Below are 18,191 nucleotides of genomic sequence, written 5' to 3' on the forward strand. Positions count from 1 at the left end.
GTTGTTCTGATACTTCGGTGGCCTAACATTTGCTGGCATCTTCCAGAGGAATGCCAATGTTAAGCATCATGTTTGCGAAGAAATGCCGGGCATCGTGCGTATCTAATCGCCTAACATTTCCTTCAATAGCACGGATGTTTGTCACGGTCGATTCAATTAAGTATCGATCGAATGCTCCCGAGTCTTACATGTCAGGTAATCAAGCAGTTTGGTTGAGGTTCCAAAAAGATGAGAGCGATGGCTAAAAAAAATATGGAAACTGGATCACCATATCCTCGATTCGTCCCAGGTAAAATCATCAGGCTATGATAGTTCGAAAATTTTTATGCGCGCCATTCCTACTGCCAATACCGATGCTTGGCCTGCCTTAACTGTAAGGAAGATGCACCGGAGCCGCTTAACTGCCCGGATATTTACGGGTCAGTTTGCGGGTTTGACGGAAAAACATACGGGAATAGTTGTGAAGCGGAAAGTAATGGAATTACCTCCTGTGCCGATGGTAAATGCTTGTAGCAGCTAGCGAGCTTCAAATCCGACTCCGCATTCAAATTTTTTCAAAGGTGGTATATCGGTTTTGGGTCGGACTGTTTGATGAACAAGGCCTACACAGTCACGTATTTGTTCCACCAGTTCGGGATTGTCCGAAAATTTATCCCACGACTTCAGCATTACTGTCTTCCTGAGCTTACCATTAATAAATGTGATTTTATCATAAGTCCCGGCGTCAAAAAGATGTTGCCCGTGCGGCTCATAATAGTTGGGTAGGTCTTTTATCGAGTTCCAGGGGACAATTTGGAAAATCTGTTGCCATTCCTGTTCAGTAAGACTAATGTCAACGAAACCGACATCCATTCGGCGCGGATAACCAACAGAACCCTCTTTCAGATTGACGCTATCTCCGTAATCATCTGTGGATGAAAGTATGATGTTGAAGTTCGGCTCCCGTTGAACAGGCATTTGTTCCTGCCGACACGCGCTGATTAAAAAAACGACAAAAAGAAAAGAGAAGTACTTCATAGCAAAACAGATTATGTCGACAATATAAAAGAAAATTTAATATAAATCCAACATTCATTTATTGGCCTCAGATATTGAGCGCAAACATTAATCATTTTCACTTACTTGCTTCAAATCTACCCGCAAGTACCTGTGATCAATTATGACGACGTTCAAAGCCAGTTCGCCAGCGATGGCTTTTTTATAATCAATGAGATTTTTACTGGTGACGAAATTGAAATGTTGCTGCAAACCATTGCCAATGCGGATGCCAGCAGTGATACATTTCGTCAGAACGGCGACCTGTTCGCTATCAGGCAGTTTGTAAAAGAAATTCCGCAGATTCAACTTCAGGTTATGAATCAGCGGCTTAGCCATTTGATTAACCGGCTTTTCGGAAACGATTACTTTATTATTAAATCTATCTATTTTGATAAGCCAGAAAAGTCGAACTGGTTTGTGCCTTATCACCAGGACCTTACGATCTCGGTCGACAAAAGAGGTGATTATCCCGGCTTTGGGCCATGGACTGTCAAACAGGGGCAATTTGCGGTTCAGCCGCCACTGGAAATCCTGGAAGATAATTTTACGATCCGGGTTCACCTGGATGATACCGATCACACAAACGGGGCCCTCCGGGTGGTGCCAGGATCCCATGGCAAAGGGGTATACCGCGCCGAGGACATTGACTGGTCTACTGAGCGTGAGGTTATCTGCGATGTCAGGTGCGGTGGGATCATGCTGATGAAGCCTTTATTGCTTCATGCTTCCAGCCGCACAACTTCTAACCATCGCCGCCGCGTGATACATATAGAATTTGGCAGAAAATCATTGCCCGAGGGGCTCTGCTGGTCTGAATTCGCCGGTATCCTTCCAAATGAAATTGATTTGGAAGGGAACGGAATCAGTCGTTGAGAATCTTTTGAAGAAATAAATGATGGGGTAAAACTTCAATTTTTCCCTTTGTGGGGATCATGTTCTTCCATACCCAGTTGTAGTGGTCAATCACCTGATGGGCTTTCAGGTTCGGTCTGTTACCGGTAGTGTGACCGTCTTCGATGACGGTTACGTTGTAATCCCTTGAAACTGCCGACTGAATCGTGGATTCTACACAGAAATCTGTGGCGCAGCCTGTGATAACTAATTCGTTAACAGCTAGCAGGTCCAGTTTCTTTTGGAGTTCGGAGCGATAGAATACATCATTGGCATATTTGTCAATGCGGATATCATTGGCATCAATTTGTAGATCATCCAGCAATTCCCACTCCGCAGTAAGGGGAACAAACTCGTTCATTGTGCTACCATCATGCTGAATAAATAACACGGGCCAAGATTTCTCGCGAAACACCGCTGCAAGCAAATTGATTATTTGCACGACTCCTTCAGTGTTGTGACGAGGGGTGCCTTCTGTAAAGGAGCCTTTTTGCATGTCAATTATTAGGAGTGCTTTTCTGTTGATCATCTGAACTGTTTTTTAAGTAAAGTTACTTGCCTGGGAATGTTTAGGACTTCCAGAGTAAATCAATCAATTTTCTCCATTCGAAGTAATCGGAAAGCTCCCCGTTCATCAAAATAATCAGCCCTTTTTTTGAAAATGGGTCATATAGCATGTAGGTGGAGATACCAGGACCATGCCCGCTATGGCTATACGTGGGTGTCTCCGTGTTGAGCAAATACATAAACCAGGTGTGGAAGCCCAGGCTCATGTCCTTTGGCGTCAGAAGTTGTACGGAGCTAGCTTCAATAACACGCTTACCAGCATACGCTCCGTCGTTTGACCAGCAGGCAAGAAACTTCGCCAGATCGTTTAGCGTGCAGCGTAGCTGGCCTGCGGGATAGTCCGGATATTTACCCTGGGGTAGTTTTTGATACTGGCCAAGTGAGTCTGAATACTCGTAAGGTACTGCCAGCAGGTCTGATTGAAATGGCTCTAAGAACCAATAGGTATTTTGCATTTTCAGTGGGGTGAACAGATGCGTTTTGCAATACTGGTCGAATGGGGTCTTCGCAATTCGCTCGACAAGATAACCTAGCAATGCAAAGCCAATATTGGAGTATTCGAACCTGCTACCCGGTTCGGCGTCTGTAAAATTCTTATTCGGGTGATAATGTTTGCCCCCGACAGATAGATAGTCTGCAAGAAACGTCCCCAATGGGATATCGGCACCCTGATATTCATTCTCCCAAAATGGGAGCAGATATTCCATATTATCGGTTATCGACGAGCGGTGCCGTAGCAGTTGTCTGAACGTGATAGGAGTAGCTGCAAACAGTGGATTCGCAACCCGGAATGGAAGGAAGCGGTTTATGTCATCATCCAGCTTGAAGTAACCCTTCGCTTCGAATTGCATAATGGCCGCAGCCGTTACTGTTTTGGAAATAGAGGCGATGTGAAAAATCGTTGAGTCCGATACCGGTATTTTTCGCTCCATATCCTGGAAGCCGTAATAGCGCGTCCAGGAAACTTGTCCGTTTTCAACCTTTGCCGCGGCAAGGCCCGGAACGTGCAGCTCTTTCAACTTCCCGATAACCAGCGAATCAACGTTTGATGTCTGAGCATAAGCTAATCCAGCGAATAGGTAAAATGCAACAAACAGTAATGGACATTTCATAAAACGCGGAAAGAACGATACTTGAATGGGAGCCGAAGTTAACAATGGGATCAGTGCAAACGAAAGTTACAAAGCAAAAAATGACGGTTGCAAGCCTGCACTTCGTCATCCGGCTTTTTAGCTGGTCGCACAACTGCCAGCCGCACCTTAAACCGCCGTATGGGCTTGCAACGAGGGGGACAAGCCCCGTCATTTTTTCTTTGAGTAGAAGGCAGCGATTGCCCTGAGCACAAAGCCTGGGCGGCCCCGCCGGGCCATAGCTACTTAATGCCTTTCAATTATGAAAAACTTCGAAAATGCTTCAAGAATCTACGTGGGAACCTATGGTCAGTACAACAATGGATCGCTATTCGGTAAATGGTTTGACCTATCAGACTACTCAGATCTAAATGAATTCCTGCAAGACTGCCACGAGTTTCATCGGAATGAATTCGATAGCAGCGGCTGCCGCCCAGAACTGATGTTCCAGGACTGGGAGAACATTCCGGATTTTTTGATATCAGAATGCAGCCTTCACAAAGAAGCGTTCGCCTACTTTGAGGCCAGCGGCGAAATGGACGATGAGACTGCTGAAGCGTTCGAAATTTACTGTAAGCAGATCAATTATTGGCCATCTAATGGCTACGAGCTGGAAGACCAAATCGAAAGTTTCCGTGAAAGCTACCAGGGATACTTTGGCGATTCAGGAAAGGACGCCGCACTTGAATACACCTACCAATATGTCGAAGACACAGGTTTGTTGTCAGCTGTGCCTCAGGCTCTTGAACGTTACTTCGACTACGAAGCCTTCTCCAAAGACTTGTTTTTAGAAGAATATAGCGAATACGAAGGTCATATTTTCACAGACTACTGACGGCAAAGTGCAGTTCCATGCGCCCGCATCGAACTGCACTTTATTCTTTTTGTTCCACTGGGAAAGAGACGAAGCAAGTACCAAATGCTGACTATTATTTTTCGATCAAAAACATCGACTGCACATGTCAATCGATGTTTTTGATTGTTAACGTAAAGCAGACAGCAATGGAAAAGAAGGGCAAGCAATCAGAGGAGCGTTCGGCGTTGTTCACGCATCAATTAGTCACTTTGGCGGATCTTGAAAAATTTAAAGAGCAAATGCTCTCAGAAATGAGATGGCTGCTGGCAGGTGCAGGCTCTCAACATTCCAAACAATGGCTCAAATCGCCAGGCAAGCTGCACGCCATGCGTGTAAGCCGCCAATTAAGCTTCATGCGGATCGGTGGTGTGATTTATTATGACAGGGCTGACATTGAAAAAATGTTTGAGAAGTTCAAAATTGAATCACAATTTTATCGGTCCAGAAGGCCAAAAACAGGAATATCAAAGCAAAATCAATGAGGCATTTGCGAATTTATCTACCTGGATTAGGAAAGGCTCTCCCGCCGCGAGTGGCTACAATAATGCGCGTGCTTGTTTTGATGAATACATGAATTGGGCTCTGGTAAGTCTACGCTATATCGATTATGCCCCACCTCTTGAGCAGGCTAAACTGATTGCCAAAATGGAAAAGCACCAAGTCGAGGTTAGAGGGTTTGTAAAGTTTGTCGAGTTTGATCAATTTCTTATTAGGTTGTATAAGAATCGGAGCAAGGGCCTGGTAATCGCGGATTTGTACCCTCAAATCGTTACGTGGTTTGTAACGAATAAGTAAGAAAAATCATAAACCGATAACAGATGTACTGGTAAGCCATTGTCAACCTGATTTAGGCTCGGATTTCTATCTGATGGTGAATTTAAGGTGTCGCGTACCGATCCCCGCGAGTATGGCACCGGTTTGTCGCAACCTGGTCAGCTATGTTCTAGCCATTGTCAATTTCTCCGTTGAATATTGCTTTTACTTTTACCCTGTGATGTTGCCCCCAATCAGCCATTTCCCACAGGATAGGCCTTAGGGTCTCACCGTAAGCGGTAAGCGCGTATTCTACGGTGACCGGTTTGGTTGGCTGCACCGTGCGACTGATCAAACCGTTGGTCTCCAGCTCATGTAACTCCTTGGACAGCATTTTGGAGCCAATCCCTTTTATTTCCCGCATTAAGTCCATGAACCGTTTGTCGCCGAAGGCAAGGCAGCCAATGATAGTGATTTTCCATTTGCCGCTTAAAATATCCATCGTATCATGGATAGCCCTGAGCTGACTTGGACAGTGCAGGGGCTTTTGATCAATAAATACTTTCTTTTTCATCTGTCTTGGCGCAACTTAGTTTCTCAAAGGAAACTACTTTCTAAAGGGAAACTCATTCCCAGGGTAAAGTTCGTTCATTTAGCTTTGTCAAAAAAAGATATAATGAAAATAGATTTGACACAGAAGATTGTCATCGTTACAGGCAGCTCAAAAGGTATTGGTGCTGCCATCGCAAAGGAACTTGCCGCCTGTGGCGCGACCGTCATTGTTACCTATCATTCGGCGGCAAGTGATGCGGAAGGCGTGGTTACCGCCATCCGGGAGACAGGCGGACAGGCCATTGCCCTTCAGGCCGATATGGCCCGGCATGCCGATATTATTGATTTGTTAAAACAGGTAAAGGATCGGTTTGGCAAGCTGGATGTGCTGGTGAATAACGCTGGCATCGCCCGATTCGGCCCTATTGAAGCTGTTACGGAGGAGGATTTTCTGGAACAGTACCGGGTCAACGTATTAGGTCCCGTGCTGACGATCCAGGAGTCTTTGAAGTATTTTCCCCCAACAGGAGGTAGCGTTATCAATATCAGTTCAGTAGGCGGACAGAATCCAGGGCCATACACGAGCATTTATACGTCATCGAAGGCTGCCTTGAACGCCTTAACCGTTTCTTTATCAAGGGAACTGGTGAATCGACACATCCGCGTCAATACGGTGGCACCGGGTCCAACTGATACCGAAGGGTCAAAGACGCTGGGCCTGGCAGGTAGCGCCATCGAGAAGAGCATGATTGCCGCTATACCGATGGGTAGGTTCGGCAAACCCAATGAGATAGCCCCAGCAGTTGCTTTTCTGGCTTCAGATAATGCGCGCTGGATCACTGGTGAAAAATTAGCCGTTTCGGGAGGAATGCGCTAAGACGGATACTAATCTAACGAGCAGCTACGGGAACCTACTTTGAAGCTGTTACAGTTAATAATGGACAAGCTTACCTGCCAGATTTCAAAATGACCTCAAGCAATGCTTATACCATAAAACGAGGGTGTCTCATTTTTGGAAATGAGACACCCTCGTTTTGCCTTTTATTCGGCAATTTGAAGACGACAAGATTTTGAGAACAGTTTTAAACGGACTTTCGCCACATTCACGGTAATCCTCGACTTCCTCACTCGAGAGTAACGCATCGTTGTTTCTCCTATGCATCTTGTGTTGAAATTTGACTTTCCAGAGAGCGATGGTACCGAGTCGACCGAGACGGAAAAGTTCAAAAGGAACAGAAACATTATTTTAAATAAGAGTCGATGATACAACGACTTTGAAAAAGCCTACAACTTTCCTATCTTACAATATTCTTCATTGACATTTACAAAGACAGTTATGAAAGTTTTCAAAATAGAGCAAGATCCATCCACCGAAGAACTCATTCTGGCCCTGCGGCAAGAATTTTCTTCCAAGTATTCTTATAGCTTTTTCGGTGTTGGCGAAAGCAAAACTATCATTGTCGAAAAATCAGTACTAGTGGGAGCACAAATTTCAAAAAGTGGAAATCAGATTACTGTGCATGCAATGCCACCCAATTTATTGTTAAGCTCATTGGACGCAGTTTTGACTGGTTTGGTAAGTGCAGTTGCTTATTCTTCGCTGACCAAGCTTGAAAGAGATCTAGTAAAATTCTTGAAGGGGAGATATTCTGCTTAACCCCTTTTGCGAAACACCGACCCAAACCGGTCGGTCTTCGGCGACCGCATTTTAGACCATGCCAAATACGCCTCGGTGCGGTAATATCGCTCTGAAATACAATAAGAAAATGGCCAGGAGAGTTGCAGAGATTCGCATTTGATACTCATCTGCCATCGCCCGGCCGCCTTTTATCTTATCTCGGCGACCGGGGTAAATGGCCTTATTGAGATCTAGGAAGCCTGCCTGAGCTTGCCAGCTTTGGTAAATAGCCTCTCCCTTACTAGTCCAACATTTTCGCTGATGCGCGATTTTCTCACCCGGCAATAACGCATTGTGGTTCTGATGTTTTTGTGGCCAAGCATTTTGCTTACATCTTCCAAAGGCACGCCATTATTCAGCATCATATCGGCGAAGAAATGTCTGGCGTCATGAGTGTCTAGCTTCCTGATACTTCCCGTGATATCCCGAATATCACAGAGATCCGCTAGCTCCTTCAGATAGGTATTATACCTGAAATTACTGTTGACTGGAATGAGTTTATCGTGGGCTACGCAGTATGGATGGTCCTTGTACTTCTCAATCAATTCTTCTACAATCGGCAGAATCGGTACCATTTCGCCGACCTGTGTTTTTCCTCGTTTCCGAACCAGCCACCTTTCCCTCTTCGGACCGACAAGTGTTATGCTATCCCTAGTAAGCCCGTAGATGTCCTGGTAGGCAAAACCGGTAAAGCATTGAAAAATGAAAGCGTCGCGCACCTCAGCCAGTCTTTCAACATGCAATTTCTTTCGGTGGATTCGCTCCACCTGTTCAAACTCCAGCGGGATTACCTCGACATCACCGCCCGAGCATTTAAAACCTTCCATCGGGTTGCGTGTTATGAAATCCTTCTTGACACCGATTTTTACGATCTGCCTGGTCCATTTTACATCCTTACGGGCAGATACCTCCGCGAGCGGCTTCGGCTTGTGAAGTGTCAGATATTCGTACAGTTCTTCTGCAAACAGACCGGATAATTCTGAAAAATTTAAATCCGATGTCCTGTACTGAAACTTGATAAAAGCAGTAACATGCCTTTTAAGTTTTCGCCAGTGCCGCAGTGTGTTGTCGGAACGCATGCCTCGCTGGACCATCAATTCAAATTTTTCAATGTGTTCGTCGAATGCTTGAAGCAGGGTTTGCTGCTTCTTCGAACCTTGCTTTGGGGCATCGTCTTTGTCTTCGACCGGTTTGCCCTTGAAGACGTTTTTAAGCATAGTGGGCGTAATGCACTCAAACTGCGATTGCAGCACCATGAATTGGGAAGTGAGCGAAGTGCGCGCCTGATCGATAGCAATGTTGATCAGTTTGGCTTCCATGCCTGGGGCAGTGACCTTTTTGGTTTGGTTGCACCAGTCGTCGGGGTGCACTTTTTTTCCGAGGGAGATTTCGTCATCGAGGCCATCGATCGTAACACGGACATAAATCGGCGCTTTACCGTCTTTGGTTGCTTTGGCTTTGAATAGCCAGAAGAGTGGAAATTACGGCGAAGCTGACCATCTAATTTCGTTTTCGGCTGACTAGGTCATTTCGGTCCGAATTGACCACTCTATCTCTATCTTCAACAGCGAGTTGACCGAAAGTCCGCGAATTATGGCCGGTGGTCAATCTGCCACGGAACGGGATGGTCAGCGGCGCCGTATTTTCCAATCAAAAGACCATTCCATATCAGAAAGAATGAGTTCAGCTCCGTGATAGGAAATGATCGGAAACTAAGGAAACCCAAAGGAAAGCACATGCTCTTGGTTGGCAGATTCCAGGCTGGCACGCTGATCTCTGATCTTCGGGAACACTTCCCTGGTCAGCCACCAAGGCTTCCTCAAAAAATCTCCTATTTGATTCATTAAATAATTTCCTGATATCGGGTTTACAATCGGAAGCAATATATCTATAGTTAATTACTTCTGCCAGCGCAGACTCTCTTCAATCCGTCAGTCGTATGCCCACACTGTAGCGATTTGAGCTGTCAAGTGAATCATTCGAAAGTTATGAATAGTAACCGATGGTTATTATATTCACTCCTTATGCCTTTCAAATGCTTAGTTATGAATCTTCACTCCAATTTCCGATACCCCTTTTTTAAGTATCTTATAGAGGAATTTTCCGGGGTTTTCTATGAAAGTGATTTTACGTGTTTGAACCGTCTGTTAATTCTATATCACAACAATTATTCATTTTCCGTCAGGCCAAACAACATGACAGACTTCCTTGATTCGCATGAGAGAGGTTATTCTGAGCGTGAACAGTTTTACTGGTGGCTCGGAAGAGCTAAACGCCTAAGAATTCGGAAGGTCAAGTACCGTACAGCGTTTGCTCTCAGGCATAACCGGGCCATCTTTGAACGACTTTTGTCGAGAAAGGACTACGCATCGCCAGAAGCGGTGCATGAGGCACTTGTTCAAATATCAGATTGGCTACACAGCTTACCGTCGAAGGACGAGATTGATAGTTCGATAGACTTGGATAGCTGGAAGCGCGAACTCACATCTTTACAGCATTCGATAAGCCCAAAAGGAGGAGCAAAAAGTGTAACACGCATCCAGATACACGGACTGTTTTACGAGCATTTTGCGGGAACGGATGCATCTGAGAAACGGAATAAATTTGACCGCCTTAAGGAAATTTTGGTTAGGCACCAATGGATAGTACCAGTAGATGGCACCGATACCTTCCGATATTTCAAGCAATCGAAAGGCGGACGGCTGTATATCGCTGCGCTTTATTACGCCCTATTGGAAAAGGGGCACATCGAAAAGACTCTTGATGCCCCACAGGTCGCCACCCTTTTCAATTCCTGGCTTGTGCATGATTTCGAGCAAAGCTCGTTCGTAAAAGCTTTCCAAGCTGAAGAGTTAGGTCAATTTAATTCTGTCGAAGGGCATGTACGATATAAATACATTGAAGAGGCAAGACTAGTTGTCCTCAACTTGTAAAATCTTGATTCTTTTCTTTCCATAACGAACGATGGGAAGGAGTTTCTCCGATGCCACTCTCAATTTTGCCAGCATGTTTTATCAAACAGAAAGGCAAAATGAAAATGAAAACTCCGGATTTGCGTAGCCACAATCCAAACGCGACCTCCACCATACAGGACGTAGCTCCTGTTACTATCCGCTCGGATCCTGCGGTCAGCTCTGATCATCTAGTCGATGTACATGAAGCAAAGCGGATGTTAAAAACAGTCTCTGCAAAAAAGCTTTACTACCATTGCGCGAAGGGAAATCTGCCATTTATCCGCCAGGCAGGAAAGCTATATTTTTCTGAGGCAGTCATCCGGCACTGGCACCACAGGATAAAGTCTCAAAAAGATCCCAAGCTTAACCATTGACACTATGGAGATAACCAAGGAGTTGGTTCTCAGGCTCTGTGAGCGGAAAGACCCTAAGCGCAAGCGCATGCTTTTTGAGCTCTATCGCGATCTGTTTATGTCCAGGATGTCAGCTAGGTTCCTTGTGGACGTGATTAATGAAAAGCTTTCAATGCAAGCGGTTTCGCTGTATGACATCAAATACATCCGCGCTAAAATGAAAAGGTGGGGAGACCCGCAAATGCCAGTTCAAAAAAGTGAAATGCCCGAAGCTGAGGCTCAACCCAAAGCGGCAATGAAATTTCCCCGCTCTGAGCCCGAGCCATATGTTAAACCATCTAAAAAATATTGACCGATGAAAAACTTGAATTTTATAGTGCAAGCCAAAGGAGGCGTAGGTAAATCCATTCTGATGTACCTGTTTGCCCTCAAACATTATCAAGACACCAAGTGCCTGTTTATCGACGTTGACGCTTCAACGCAGACCAGTACACGTCAGCTTAAATTTGTCCATCAGGATCAATCCGATGTTGCGAACCTGTTAGACGAGAAAGGGCTTTTGATCCGTGATAATTTACTGGCTTATTTGCAAAGCATCGCAAAAGAAGATTTCGAAGACGCCTATTTCGATTTTGGTGCTCCTGAAAGCGAGCAGCTTCCAGCGCTCATCGAGTACGACATACCTCTCAAAGCATTTGCCGAAGGACTGGGTTTTGAAATCACGTTTCATATCGTCATAGGCGGCGGAGGTGCTTACAATCCATCCATCGATTATTTGCTGAGGATGTTTGATCTAGTTAAAACCGACTTTGAAATCCTCGTCTGGCAGAGCATGGCCACCTTCCGTAAATTTCCACATCTAACCCAGGAGCTTAGGGAAAACTGTAAGAACTCAGGGCTCGTGTTCCGCAGGTTCGGAGATTTTGAACCTGAATCATTTCTCGGCGCAGAAATCCTGACAGGCATCCGTAAAGGCCTTGCCCTCGACACCTACACGATTGGTCCGAGATTGAGGCTTCAAAGAGAACTTCAAATCAACTTTGCCGATGTCTAGCGAGTCGACCAGTAGACAAACCCTGGCCAGGATCAAAGCGGAATACCTGGCCAGGTACGAAATTGAAATGGACGACTGGTCGGCAATCATCTTGCTAGATAACCAGGCCCAGTTTCAAAACATGGATAGCCAGCTCCGGGCAGTATTGGATGAGAACAAAAAGCTGAGTGGCAAGATCAAAGAATCCGTGAAGATGATACAATTCAATTCCATCCTGGAAGCATTCATCCACGGTTTAGGCAAGGGATTGCCGTATTCCATTACTGCACTTGTTCTCGGCATCTTGTATTACGTATACATGAGTACGTATGTAGATTACCAGCGGATAGAGGATTTCGTTTCGGCGTACAAAAATGCACCGGACTATGTGGCTTTGATCCGCGAAGGTGAGACGGAAACGTCAGGTGGCATCGAGTATCTTATTCTCTCGCCATCGAAACGCGGCAAATATGTATTCGGCAAGAGCTACGAATTCGACTCGCGACGAAAATTGGTCAAAGTGCCTTTGCAGAGGAAAAATTGATCCAAAACGGTAAAGAAAGGTCTTAATGTGCTCTAAAGGAGTCTTTAAAGGGTATTAAGAGTCAGAAAGTGCTCCAAAGAGTCAAAAAATAATCCATAAAAATCATTTAACGGAAAAATTGAGCCAGAAGCGGTCAGGAAAGATCCTGCGCGGTGGTTTCCTCCACAGCCAGCTATCGCCGGTACGTCGCGAAATGCGACTCCCCGGCGGGAGCTGGCCATGGGAAAACCCCTGGACCCCTGCTATTCGCCTTCCGGCTCATAGCTAATCAAAAAAGACACATGGAAAATCAGAAACAAAAAGGCAGACCGCCTAAGGAAAAAGGTACTGCCAAACGGGAACACTTTTCAGTCTGGGTAAGTGCTGATCAGAAAAGACAGATTAATGAGCTCATTGAAAAAAGCGGGCTTTCCGCCAGTCAATATTTCTTAGCCCTGGCGCTTGATGTGCCTTTTAAAAGGCCGCAGAAAAGGGCGCTGCCCAAGGCAACTGCCGAGATGGTCAGGGTGCTTCAACAACTTTCCGGCGTTTTATAACTCGCAGTTCTAAAAACCAAGGGACACCAAATGCTTACAGACCAGTGGCAGCACAGTAGCCTGCGGGTTCGGCTGCTCGCCGATCTTATCACGCTTTGGGTGTTTGAAAGCTTTGAGATCCGTAGCATGAAGAAAGCATTCGAAGAACTGCTGAATTGGTCAAATGAGCTCAGCTCTTATCTTTCTCAAATGCTACCTGAAACCGAAGGCAAACATCAGCTACTGCTGAGATGCAGTGCGACCAGTCGACTGATCGGTGATTTGCAGCAAAAATATGAGGCCTACTATTCACAGACTCTTGCAGAACTAACACCTTTCTGGACATGGAGCCAAACCGATGCAGCCTCCGTTCACGCTGAGATTGAAAAAGCTGTAAATGCAACCCTGAAAAAGATGAGGTTATGATTGGAAAGGCGACACTCGGCAGCTACGCCAAAGGGTTAATTGAATATTGCTACTACGACAAACACGTCTCTGCAAAGATGCGGCAAAGCCTGGATGAGCAGGATGTACGAGGGGAATTGGTTTATATCCAGAACCTGGGCATAAAAATGCAGGCCGACGGGAAGTTGGACCTGGACTATTTGATCAACCAGTTTAACAGTAATCATATGCAAAATACGAACCTGAAAAAGTTCATGTGGCACCAGTCATTTAGCTTCGCGCCAGGCGAAAAGCCCGGCAACGAAACAATCACTGAGATCTCCAACGAGTTCGCCAAGGAGTTTGGGTTTGAACAGAATCAGATGCTGGTTTTCAAGCATGAAGATACGTCGAATGTGCACTTTCATATCGTCGCAAATCGAATTAATTTCAATGGCCAAAACACTTCAAAGCACTTTCACAACTACGCCAGAACCGGCGAATTCTGCCGCAGAATGGAACAAAGGCTTGAATTAATCCAGGCTCCGGAAATGAGGATCAATAAGCGGCTAGAGCTTGAAAATGTCCAGACCAACAAGCAGCATCTGAAACTGAAATCATCCGTTGACCAGCCTTTAAATACGGCAGCATCGATCGATGAGCTCAAAGCGAAATTGTTAACCCAGGGGTATAAGACTTATGTTGGAAGAGGAATCGCATTCTATCATATGCGGAAAAATATCAAGATTAAGGGCTCCGACTTGGGACGGAGCTATTCGCTAGCCTCCATTGAAAAACGGCTGGCTCAAAACATCGGAATCGAGATTAAAGAGCAGTTGCATCAGGTGCAAAAAAGACAGAAAAAGCAGGGCCTTGGCATTTAAATGCCAGTTTCTAGGGAGAATGACTTATTTTAGCCAAAAATAACCAATTGCACCCATGAAGCTTAAAGCAATCAAATTCTTTTCCCCAGAGGAAAACGTAGCAAAAACCAAGGAGACCCGCAAAGAAGCGCCGCTCCCAACGGGTTACATTTCTAATTCAGGCAAACTTGTTTTTCCGGCAACTGCACTACGTGATCTAGGAATTGATCCAGAGTCCACCAAATTCAAAATAGGCACTCAGGAAGGGAAGCGAAAAATCAAATCCGTATATCTGGTCCCATCTGCAAGTTCCGATCAAACTTTCTCATTCGAAAAAAGCGGCCGAGGTCATGTAATTCCATTGGCCATAATTTTGAAAAAAGGTAACGTCAACTTCGAAAGTGAAAAGCTGATTTTCAAAATCTCGACATTTGATTTTGATCAGACCACGAAGGGGTTTGAGCTGACGATTGAAGCTGAGGCTCCGAAACCGGAATACACAGGGAAACCTCGTGGTAGGAAGCCCCGCGTACAGACGCCGTAGAATTCGAATTATCAAAAGATAATCTCAAAACGAAAAAAGCCGCAATCCTGCGGCTTTTTTCTATTACTTGTTTTTTAGAAGTTCTATTTTTTCTCGCTCACTTTGAAGCAAACGCTCATACAATTCGACGATCTTTTCGATAGTGTTGAAAGTCGGTTGATAGTTTAATGAGCTGGCTATAAGCGTGGAACTGTCACTACTGGTATTATTGAAAGTATTAGAGATGATATTGAACACCGCCTCTTCACTGAAATTTTTGATCCCGTCAACGGAAACCCCGAGAATACTTGCGATTTGCTCGAGCATTAGTTCATCAATTGTTTCGCTCTGCTCGATTTTCGAGACGGTTTGCTGGCTGACTTTCAATTCATGCGCAAGGGTTTCCTGCTTCAGTCCACGAAGTTCACGGATTCTGCCGATTTTATGCCCAAGGTGGCTAGGTTTCGTTGCTGTGCTCATGGTTACAAATTAAGTAAATATCACAACCAAGGTCAACACCAAGTCAGGAAGTATTATACAAGTCGTGAATAGTAGGATACAATCTTCCATGGTTCGCTACGTCAGGCCTGCGTGGCTCCTTGCGTGAAAAAACCGAATCATGGAAAACTTAGCATTCAATTCAAACAAGCCATCGCAAACCGGCAAGGATAAAGTTGCGGAGGCATTTCAAGAGATTTCGGTGTTCTTTCAGCCTGGCGATTTGGACTACTTCCGTGTAGATTTATGGCAATGGCTTAAAGCCGTAACTTGTGAGAAACCATTTTCGTTTCGTGGCGAGCCATCTACCGTTGTTACGCTGCAAAAACAGTTGACGAAAATTATTCTCGCAAGCAGGATGATTCTTGACGTTGCACAGACACTCGGAGAAGACGTTTCGTTTGACAGATTTCAGCCATTCAGCGAAGAGCAGATAGCGAGCGATCGTAAATATATGAGGGAGATTAAAGAGCTAACAACAAAGTACGCCGGGACAATCAGGAGATTGACTCTGTTGGAGGCAGAGCGTCCCATTCTTGCACTTAGTCGATTTTTTGATGCTCACAGCCTGGAAGAATGGAACGAGATTTTGGACGAATGGGTAGAATACGGGCTAAGCAAGATGAGTATTTGTGAAGCAACAGGAGAAAGCGCACAGGTATTTCAGTATGAATTGCTTGAAAGTCTACTTGAGGCCACGTATTTGATAACCACTCGCCGGGCCGTCAATGCGACGTAACTTGATATTGTATAAGAATGTTATATATTAGACAAAGCTATTTGTTGCGTCGTAGGCGAAAATTGTAAGAACCCAACACAAGTGGAAACCGGCAATTACCTTTTTTTAAATGAATAGAAGTATTCACGAATGGCCAGGGTGTCCGCTTTCCTAATTGAATTCACATAAGATTCATCGAATTCGTTAAACCTGGTACCGGATGCGGAGCCTCTATATAATTGCGGATACAGGTAGTAATTGTCTGGGTCAGAGAATGTATTCCACGATACACGCCGGTACTCAAACACGGATAAATTCAACTCGGAATAGTTTCCGTAGCCCACTAGCATATTGTAGCCGCTGAATTTGCTGTCCCAAACGGGTTCAAATTCGCTCCTGTATTTTGACATGTTGTAGCTGGATTGAATAGCTTCTTTTGTGACAATCAGCTTGTTTGTCGACCTGAATATGAACTGTTTACCATTTTTTGTGATGAGCAGCGAGTTAAAGGAGTTCGGTATTTCAGCGGAGTCCGGGGAAAAGAATTTTATGTGTTCATCGCTGACAAATGAGGAATCTCTTAATGTAAAACCGCCATTGTTTTTTAAGAATCTGTCTATTACAGCCTTATCTGTTATCTCCTTTTTATCACTATACAACCGGATTTTCGATTTTATACTGATGCGATTTAAGTAGAGCGTCGATGGAAATTCAGGAGGCTGCTCTATCTCTGTTTTTTTACAACCGATAACGACGAGGAGAAGAAGGAGAGTGGGTAAGTATGTCATAGATGGCAGTAAGGGCAAATTTTTGCAATATAAGAATTTCCCTGACCGTGATGCATGTCGCGAAAATTCGATAGTCAGGCATCAGACAACTTCCGCGAGTGCTATTGAGCCTTTTCAAAGTATCGCTCCATGCCCCTCTCGGTTAGGGTAAATCCTAGGATTTTCCCGTCTGTTGCCTTTTTAAAAATCAGTTTAGCCCCGATACCGTTTGCGAAAAGGACATTTTCGGATTCTGGGAACAGGTTCTGCTCAAAAGAGTTGCTAAACCTACCGTGCAAATAATGGTTGGAGAATACAATATGTAATTCGTCTAAGTCCCCCTTGGTCGCCAGATACTTACCTGAATAGCTCCTGAGGTGTTTTTCAGGTAAAATGACCCCACGTTTTGGTCGAGGCAACTGCGGGAACGAAAGTTTTCCAGTTTCCAGAATCTCGTCAATGCTATTCATGACACCCATTATGTCGGTTGTTTCATTGGAGTTTGAGAGCAAAATGACCGTACGTTTGCTGGAAGAACTCCTAACGACCAACGAAGTGTATCCTCCGTACTTTCCAGAGGAATACATACTAGTTGCCCCTGCATCCCCGGGAATAATTGACCATCCGGCTGCATACGGAATTCCGGGGTCTATTTCAGCTGCCGTGGTCCCACCTTTTATGTAAAATGGACTCGTAGCCTCATTAAAGGTGGCTTTGCTGATCAATCTATGATCCGAAAGGGCCTGCAGCCACTGGAATAAATCGTTGGTAGTAGTTAAAATCCCGTAGGCACCTTTGATGCCGGACATATAATGGGTATAGCGCTTCAAGCTGTCTGTCCGAACCAAACGGTTCTGGCTACCATCCCAGGAATAGTCGTAAGTGTAATCCGAGGGCAATGGTCTCTTGTGTCTCGCATTGACACTTGTATTTTGCATTCCGCAGGGCTTGAAGATGTTCTGGGACAGATATTCTTCAAACGGCATTTTCGTAACAATCTCAACGATCGAGGCCAGCAGCAAATAATTGGTATTGCAATACTGGACACCTTGCCCTGGCTCAAAGGCTGGCTTTGTTTTTCTTTCGAATAATGTCCGAATGATCGAACTATTGGACTGTATGACGGATATATCGATTTCGCTTTCCGTCCAGCTTAAAAATTCCTCGATGCCGGATGTGTTGGACAGTAAGTGTTTGATGGCTACGCCGGGAAATGGCAATTCGGGTAAAAACTGGGTTAAGCTGTCATCGTATCGAATCAGACCTTTCTCTTTAAGCTGCATGATCGCGACAGCCGTAAAAGCCTTCGTGATTGATCCGATCTCAAAACGGGATTCGTTTGTTAAGCGACGCTCGGTTCCTGCGCGGCCAATGCCATAAGCGGATTGAAGCAGCAATTGCCCCTGATCGCTAATCAGCACGCACCCGTTAAAGTTTTGCCGATTTGACAGCGTATCAAACAGGGTTGTTAGCTGTTGCTGTTTGGTCTGTGCGACTGCCGCACCCCAAACACAGATTGACAGGGCGAGAATCCAGCTTAAGGTATAGAGGAATTTCCTGAACATCGTCTTTCT

General features: G+C 45.1%; 24 protein-coding genes and 1 pseudogene. 16 read left to right on the forward strand and 9 right to left on the reverse strand.

What is annotated here, in order from left to right; translation table 11 throughout:
* Positions 1-357: 357 nt before the first annotated feature.
* Positions 358-513: a Kazal-type serine protease inhibitor family protein gene (locus AC2YIT_RS20750; protein ID WP_430849214.1), complete on the forward strand. Its 156-nt coding sequence runs from the start codon at positions 358-360 to the stop codon at positions 511-513.
* Positions 514-516: 3 nt separating this feature from the next.
* On the opposite strand, the gene AC2YIT_RS20755 is transcribed toward AC2YIT_RS20750, so the two are convergent.
* Positions 517-1,017 (reverse strand): hypothetical protein, encoded by a 501-nt coding sequence (locus tag AC2YIT_RS20755; protein WP_430849212.1) that lies wholly within the window; start codon positions 1,015-1,017, stop codon positions 517-519.
* 105 nt (positions 1,018-1,122) lie between these two features.
* On the opposite strand from AC2YIT_RS20755, the gene AC2YIT_RS20760 reads away from it, so the two are divergent.
* Entirely contained in the window at positions 1,123-1,911 is a 789-nt protein-coding gene (locus tag AC2YIT_RS20760; protein WP_487280431.1) for a phytanoyl-CoA dioxygenase family protein, read from the forward strand.
* Here the strand turns inward: AC2YIT_RS20760 and AC2YIT_RS20765 are convergent.
* Positions 1,901-2,458: an isochorismatase family protein gene (locus AC2YIT_RS20765; RefSeq protein ID WP_487280432.1), complete on the reverse strand. Its 558-nt coding sequence runs from the start codon at positions 2,456-2,458 to the stop codon at positions 1,901-1,903. The genes AC2YIT_RS20760 and AC2YIT_RS20765 overlap by 11 nt on opposite strands.
* A gap of 40 nt (positions 2,459-2,498) precedes the next feature.
* Positions 2,499-3,608: a serine hydrolase domain-containing protein gene (locus AC2YIT_RS20770; protein ID WP_487280433.1), complete on the reverse strand. Its 1,110-nt coding sequence runs from the start codon at positions 3,606-3,608 to the stop codon at positions 2,499-2,501.
* A gap of 280 nt (positions 3,609-3,888) precedes the next feature.
* On the opposite strand from AC2YIT_RS20770, the gene AC2YIT_RS20775 reads away from it, so the two are divergent.
* Both AC2YIT_RS20775 and AC2YIT_RS20780 read left to right on the forward strand, forming a co-directional pair.
* A complete protein-coding gene (locus tag AC2YIT_RS20775; RefSeq protein WP_487280434.1) occupies positions 3,889-4,461 on the forward strand; it encodes an antirestriction protein ArdA in 573 nt (190 codons plus the stop codon).
* A 167-nt stretch (positions 4,462-4,628) separates the two neighbouring features.
* Positions 4,629-4,964, forward strand: coding sequence for a helix-turn-helix domain-containing protein (locus AC2YIT_RS20780; RefSeq protein WP_487280435.1), 336 nt, complete (start codon positions 4,629-4,631; stop codon positions 4,962-4,964).
* Positions 4,965-5,425: 461 nt separating this feature from the next.
* Here the strand turns inward: AC2YIT_RS20780 and AC2YIT_RS20785 are convergent, their stop codons facing one another.
* Positions 5,426-5,737, reverse strand: coding sequence for a winged helix-turn-helix transcriptional regulator (locus AC2YIT_RS20785; RefSeq protein WP_487280436.1), 312 nt, complete (start codon positions 5,735-5,737; stop codon positions 5,426-5,428).
* A gap of 6 nt (positions 5,738-5,743) precedes the next feature.
* On the opposite strand from AC2YIT_RS20785, the gene AC2YIT_RS20790 reads away from it, so the two are divergent.
* Both AC2YIT_RS20790 and AC2YIT_RS20795 read left to right on the forward strand, forming a co-directional pair.
* The gene (locus AC2YIT_RS20790; RefSeq protein WP_487280437.1) at positions 5,744-6,664 is read left to right on the forward strand and encodes an SDR family NAD(P)-dependent oxidoreductase; all 921 of its coding nucleotides are present in this window, start codon (positions 5,744-5,746) and stop codon (positions 6,662-6,664) included.
* A gap of 459 nt (positions 6,665-7,123) precedes the next feature.
* Positions 7,124-7,444 carry a hypothetical protein gene (locus AC2YIT_RS20795; RefSeq protein WP_487280438.1) on the forward strand — a complete coding sequence of 107 codons (321 nt, stop codon included), beginning with the start codon at positions 7,124-7,126 and terminating at the stop codon, positions 7,442-7,444.
* A 212-nt stretch (positions 7,445-7,656) separates the two neighbouring features.
* On the opposite strand, the gene AC2YIT_RS20800 is transcribed toward AC2YIT_RS20795, so the two are convergent.
* Both AC2YIT_RS20800 and AC2YIT_RS20805 read right to left on the reverse strand, forming a co-directional pair.
* Positions 7,657-8,682, reverse strand: a complete 1,026-nt coding sequence (locus AC2YIT_RS20800) for a site-specific integrase (RefSeq protein ID WP_487280543.1) — start codon at positions 8,680-8,682, stop codon at positions 7,657-7,659.
* 3 nt (positions 8,683-8,685) lie between these two features.
* Positions 8,686-8,925 (reverse strand): annotated as a pseudogene (locus AC2YIT_RS20805) (Arm DNA-binding domain-containing protein); the annotation flags it as partial.
* Positions 8,926-9,660: 735 nt separating this feature from the next.
* Here AC2YIT_RS20805 and AC2YIT_RS20810 point away from each other — a divergent pair.
* The 9 genes from AC2YIT_RS20810 to AC2YIT_RS20850 all read left to right on the forward strand — a co-directional run bounded on the left by AC2YIT_RS20810 (position 9,661) and on the right by AC2YIT_RS20850 (position 14,655).
* A complete protein-coding gene (locus AC2YIT_RS20810) occupies positions 9,661-10,398 on the forward strand; it encodes a hypothetical protein (protein WP_487280439.1) in 738 nt (245 codons plus the stop codon).
* A gap of 98 nt (positions 10,399-10,496) precedes the next feature.
* Positions 10,497-10,793 carry a hypothetical protein gene (locus AC2YIT_RS20815; protein WP_487280440.1) on the forward strand — a complete coding sequence of 99 codons (297 nt, stop codon included), beginning with the start codon at positions 10,497-10,499 and terminating at the stop codon, positions 10,791-10,793.
* Positions 10,794-10,797: 4 nt separating this feature from the next.
* Positions 10,798-11,124 (forward strand): hypothetical protein, encoded by a 327-nt coding sequence (locus AC2YIT_RS20820; protein ID WP_487280441.1) that lies wholly within the window; start codon positions 10,798-10,800, stop codon positions 11,122-11,124.
* A gap of 3 nt (positions 11,125-11,127) precedes the next feature.
* Entirely contained in the window at positions 11,128-11,826 is a 699-nt protein-coding gene (locus AC2YIT_RS20825; protein WP_487280442.1) for a P-loop NTPase family protein, read from the forward strand.
* Complete coding sequence (locus AC2YIT_RS20830; protein WP_487280443.1) at positions 11,819-12,349, forward strand: hypothetical protein; 531 nt, start codon at positions 11,819-11,821, stop codon at positions 12,347-12,349. Before AC2YIT_RS20825 ends, AC2YIT_RS20830 begins: the two co-directional genes overlap by 8 nt.
* Before the next feature lie 281 nt (positions 12,350-12,630).
* Entirely contained in the window at positions 12,631-12,885 is a 255-nt protein-coding gene (locus tag AC2YIT_RS20835) for a plasmid mobilization protein (RefSeq protein WP_487280444.1), read from the forward strand.
* A gap of 30 nt (positions 12,886-12,915) precedes the next feature.
* Entirely contained in the window at positions 12,916-13,290 is a 375-nt protein-coding gene (locus tag AC2YIT_RS20840) for a hypothetical protein (RefSeq protein WP_487280445.1), read from the forward strand.
* Entirely contained in the window at positions 13,287-14,132 is an 846-nt protein-coding gene (locus AC2YIT_RS20845; protein WP_487280446.1) for a relaxase/mobilization nuclease domain-containing protein, read from the forward strand. The genes AC2YIT_RS20840 and AC2YIT_RS20845 overlap by 4 nt, the downstream gene beginning before the upstream one ends.
* Positions 14,133-14,187: 55 nt before the next feature.
* Positions 14,188-14,655, forward strand: coding sequence for a hypothetical protein (locus AC2YIT_RS20850; protein WP_487280447.1), 468 nt, complete (start codon positions 14,188-14,190; stop codon positions 14,653-14,655).
* Between the two features lie 63 nt (positions 14,656-14,718).
* Here the strand turns inward: AC2YIT_RS20850 and AC2YIT_RS20855 are convergent, their stop codons facing one another.
* Positions 14,719-15,114 carry a helix-turn-helix domain-containing protein gene (locus AC2YIT_RS20855; protein ID WP_487280448.1) on the reverse strand — a complete coding sequence of 132 codons (396 nt, stop codon included), beginning with the start codon at positions 15,112-15,114 and terminating at the stop codon, positions 14,719-14,721.
* A gap of 139 nt (positions 15,115-15,253) precedes the next feature.
* On the opposite strand from AC2YIT_RS20855, the gene AC2YIT_RS20860 reads away from it, so the two are divergent.
* Complete coding sequence (locus AC2YIT_RS20860) at positions 15,254-15,871, forward strand: hypothetical protein (RefSeq protein ID WP_487280449.1); 618 nt, start codon at positions 15,254-15,256, stop codon at positions 15,869-15,871.
* A gap of 95 nt (positions 15,872-15,966) precedes the next feature.
* On the opposite strand, the gene AC2YIT_RS20865 is transcribed toward AC2YIT_RS20860, so the two are convergent.
* The gene (locus tag AC2YIT_RS20865; RefSeq protein WP_487280450.1) at positions 15,967-16,638 is read right to left on the reverse strand and encodes a hypothetical protein; all 672 of its coding nucleotides are present in this window, start codon (positions 16,636-16,638) and stop codon (positions 15,967-15,969) included.
* Positions 16,639-16,739: 101 nt separating this feature from the next.
* Positions 16,740-18,182 (reverse strand): serine hydrolase domain-containing protein, encoded by a 1,443-nt coding sequence (locus tag AC2YIT_RS20870; protein ID WP_487280451.1) that lies wholly within the window; start codon positions 18,180-18,182, stop codon positions 16,740-16,742.
* Positions 18,183-18,191: the final 9 nt, after the last annotated feature.

The sequence above is a fragment of the Dyadobacter sp. SRI_021 genome, assembly GCF_057586235.1.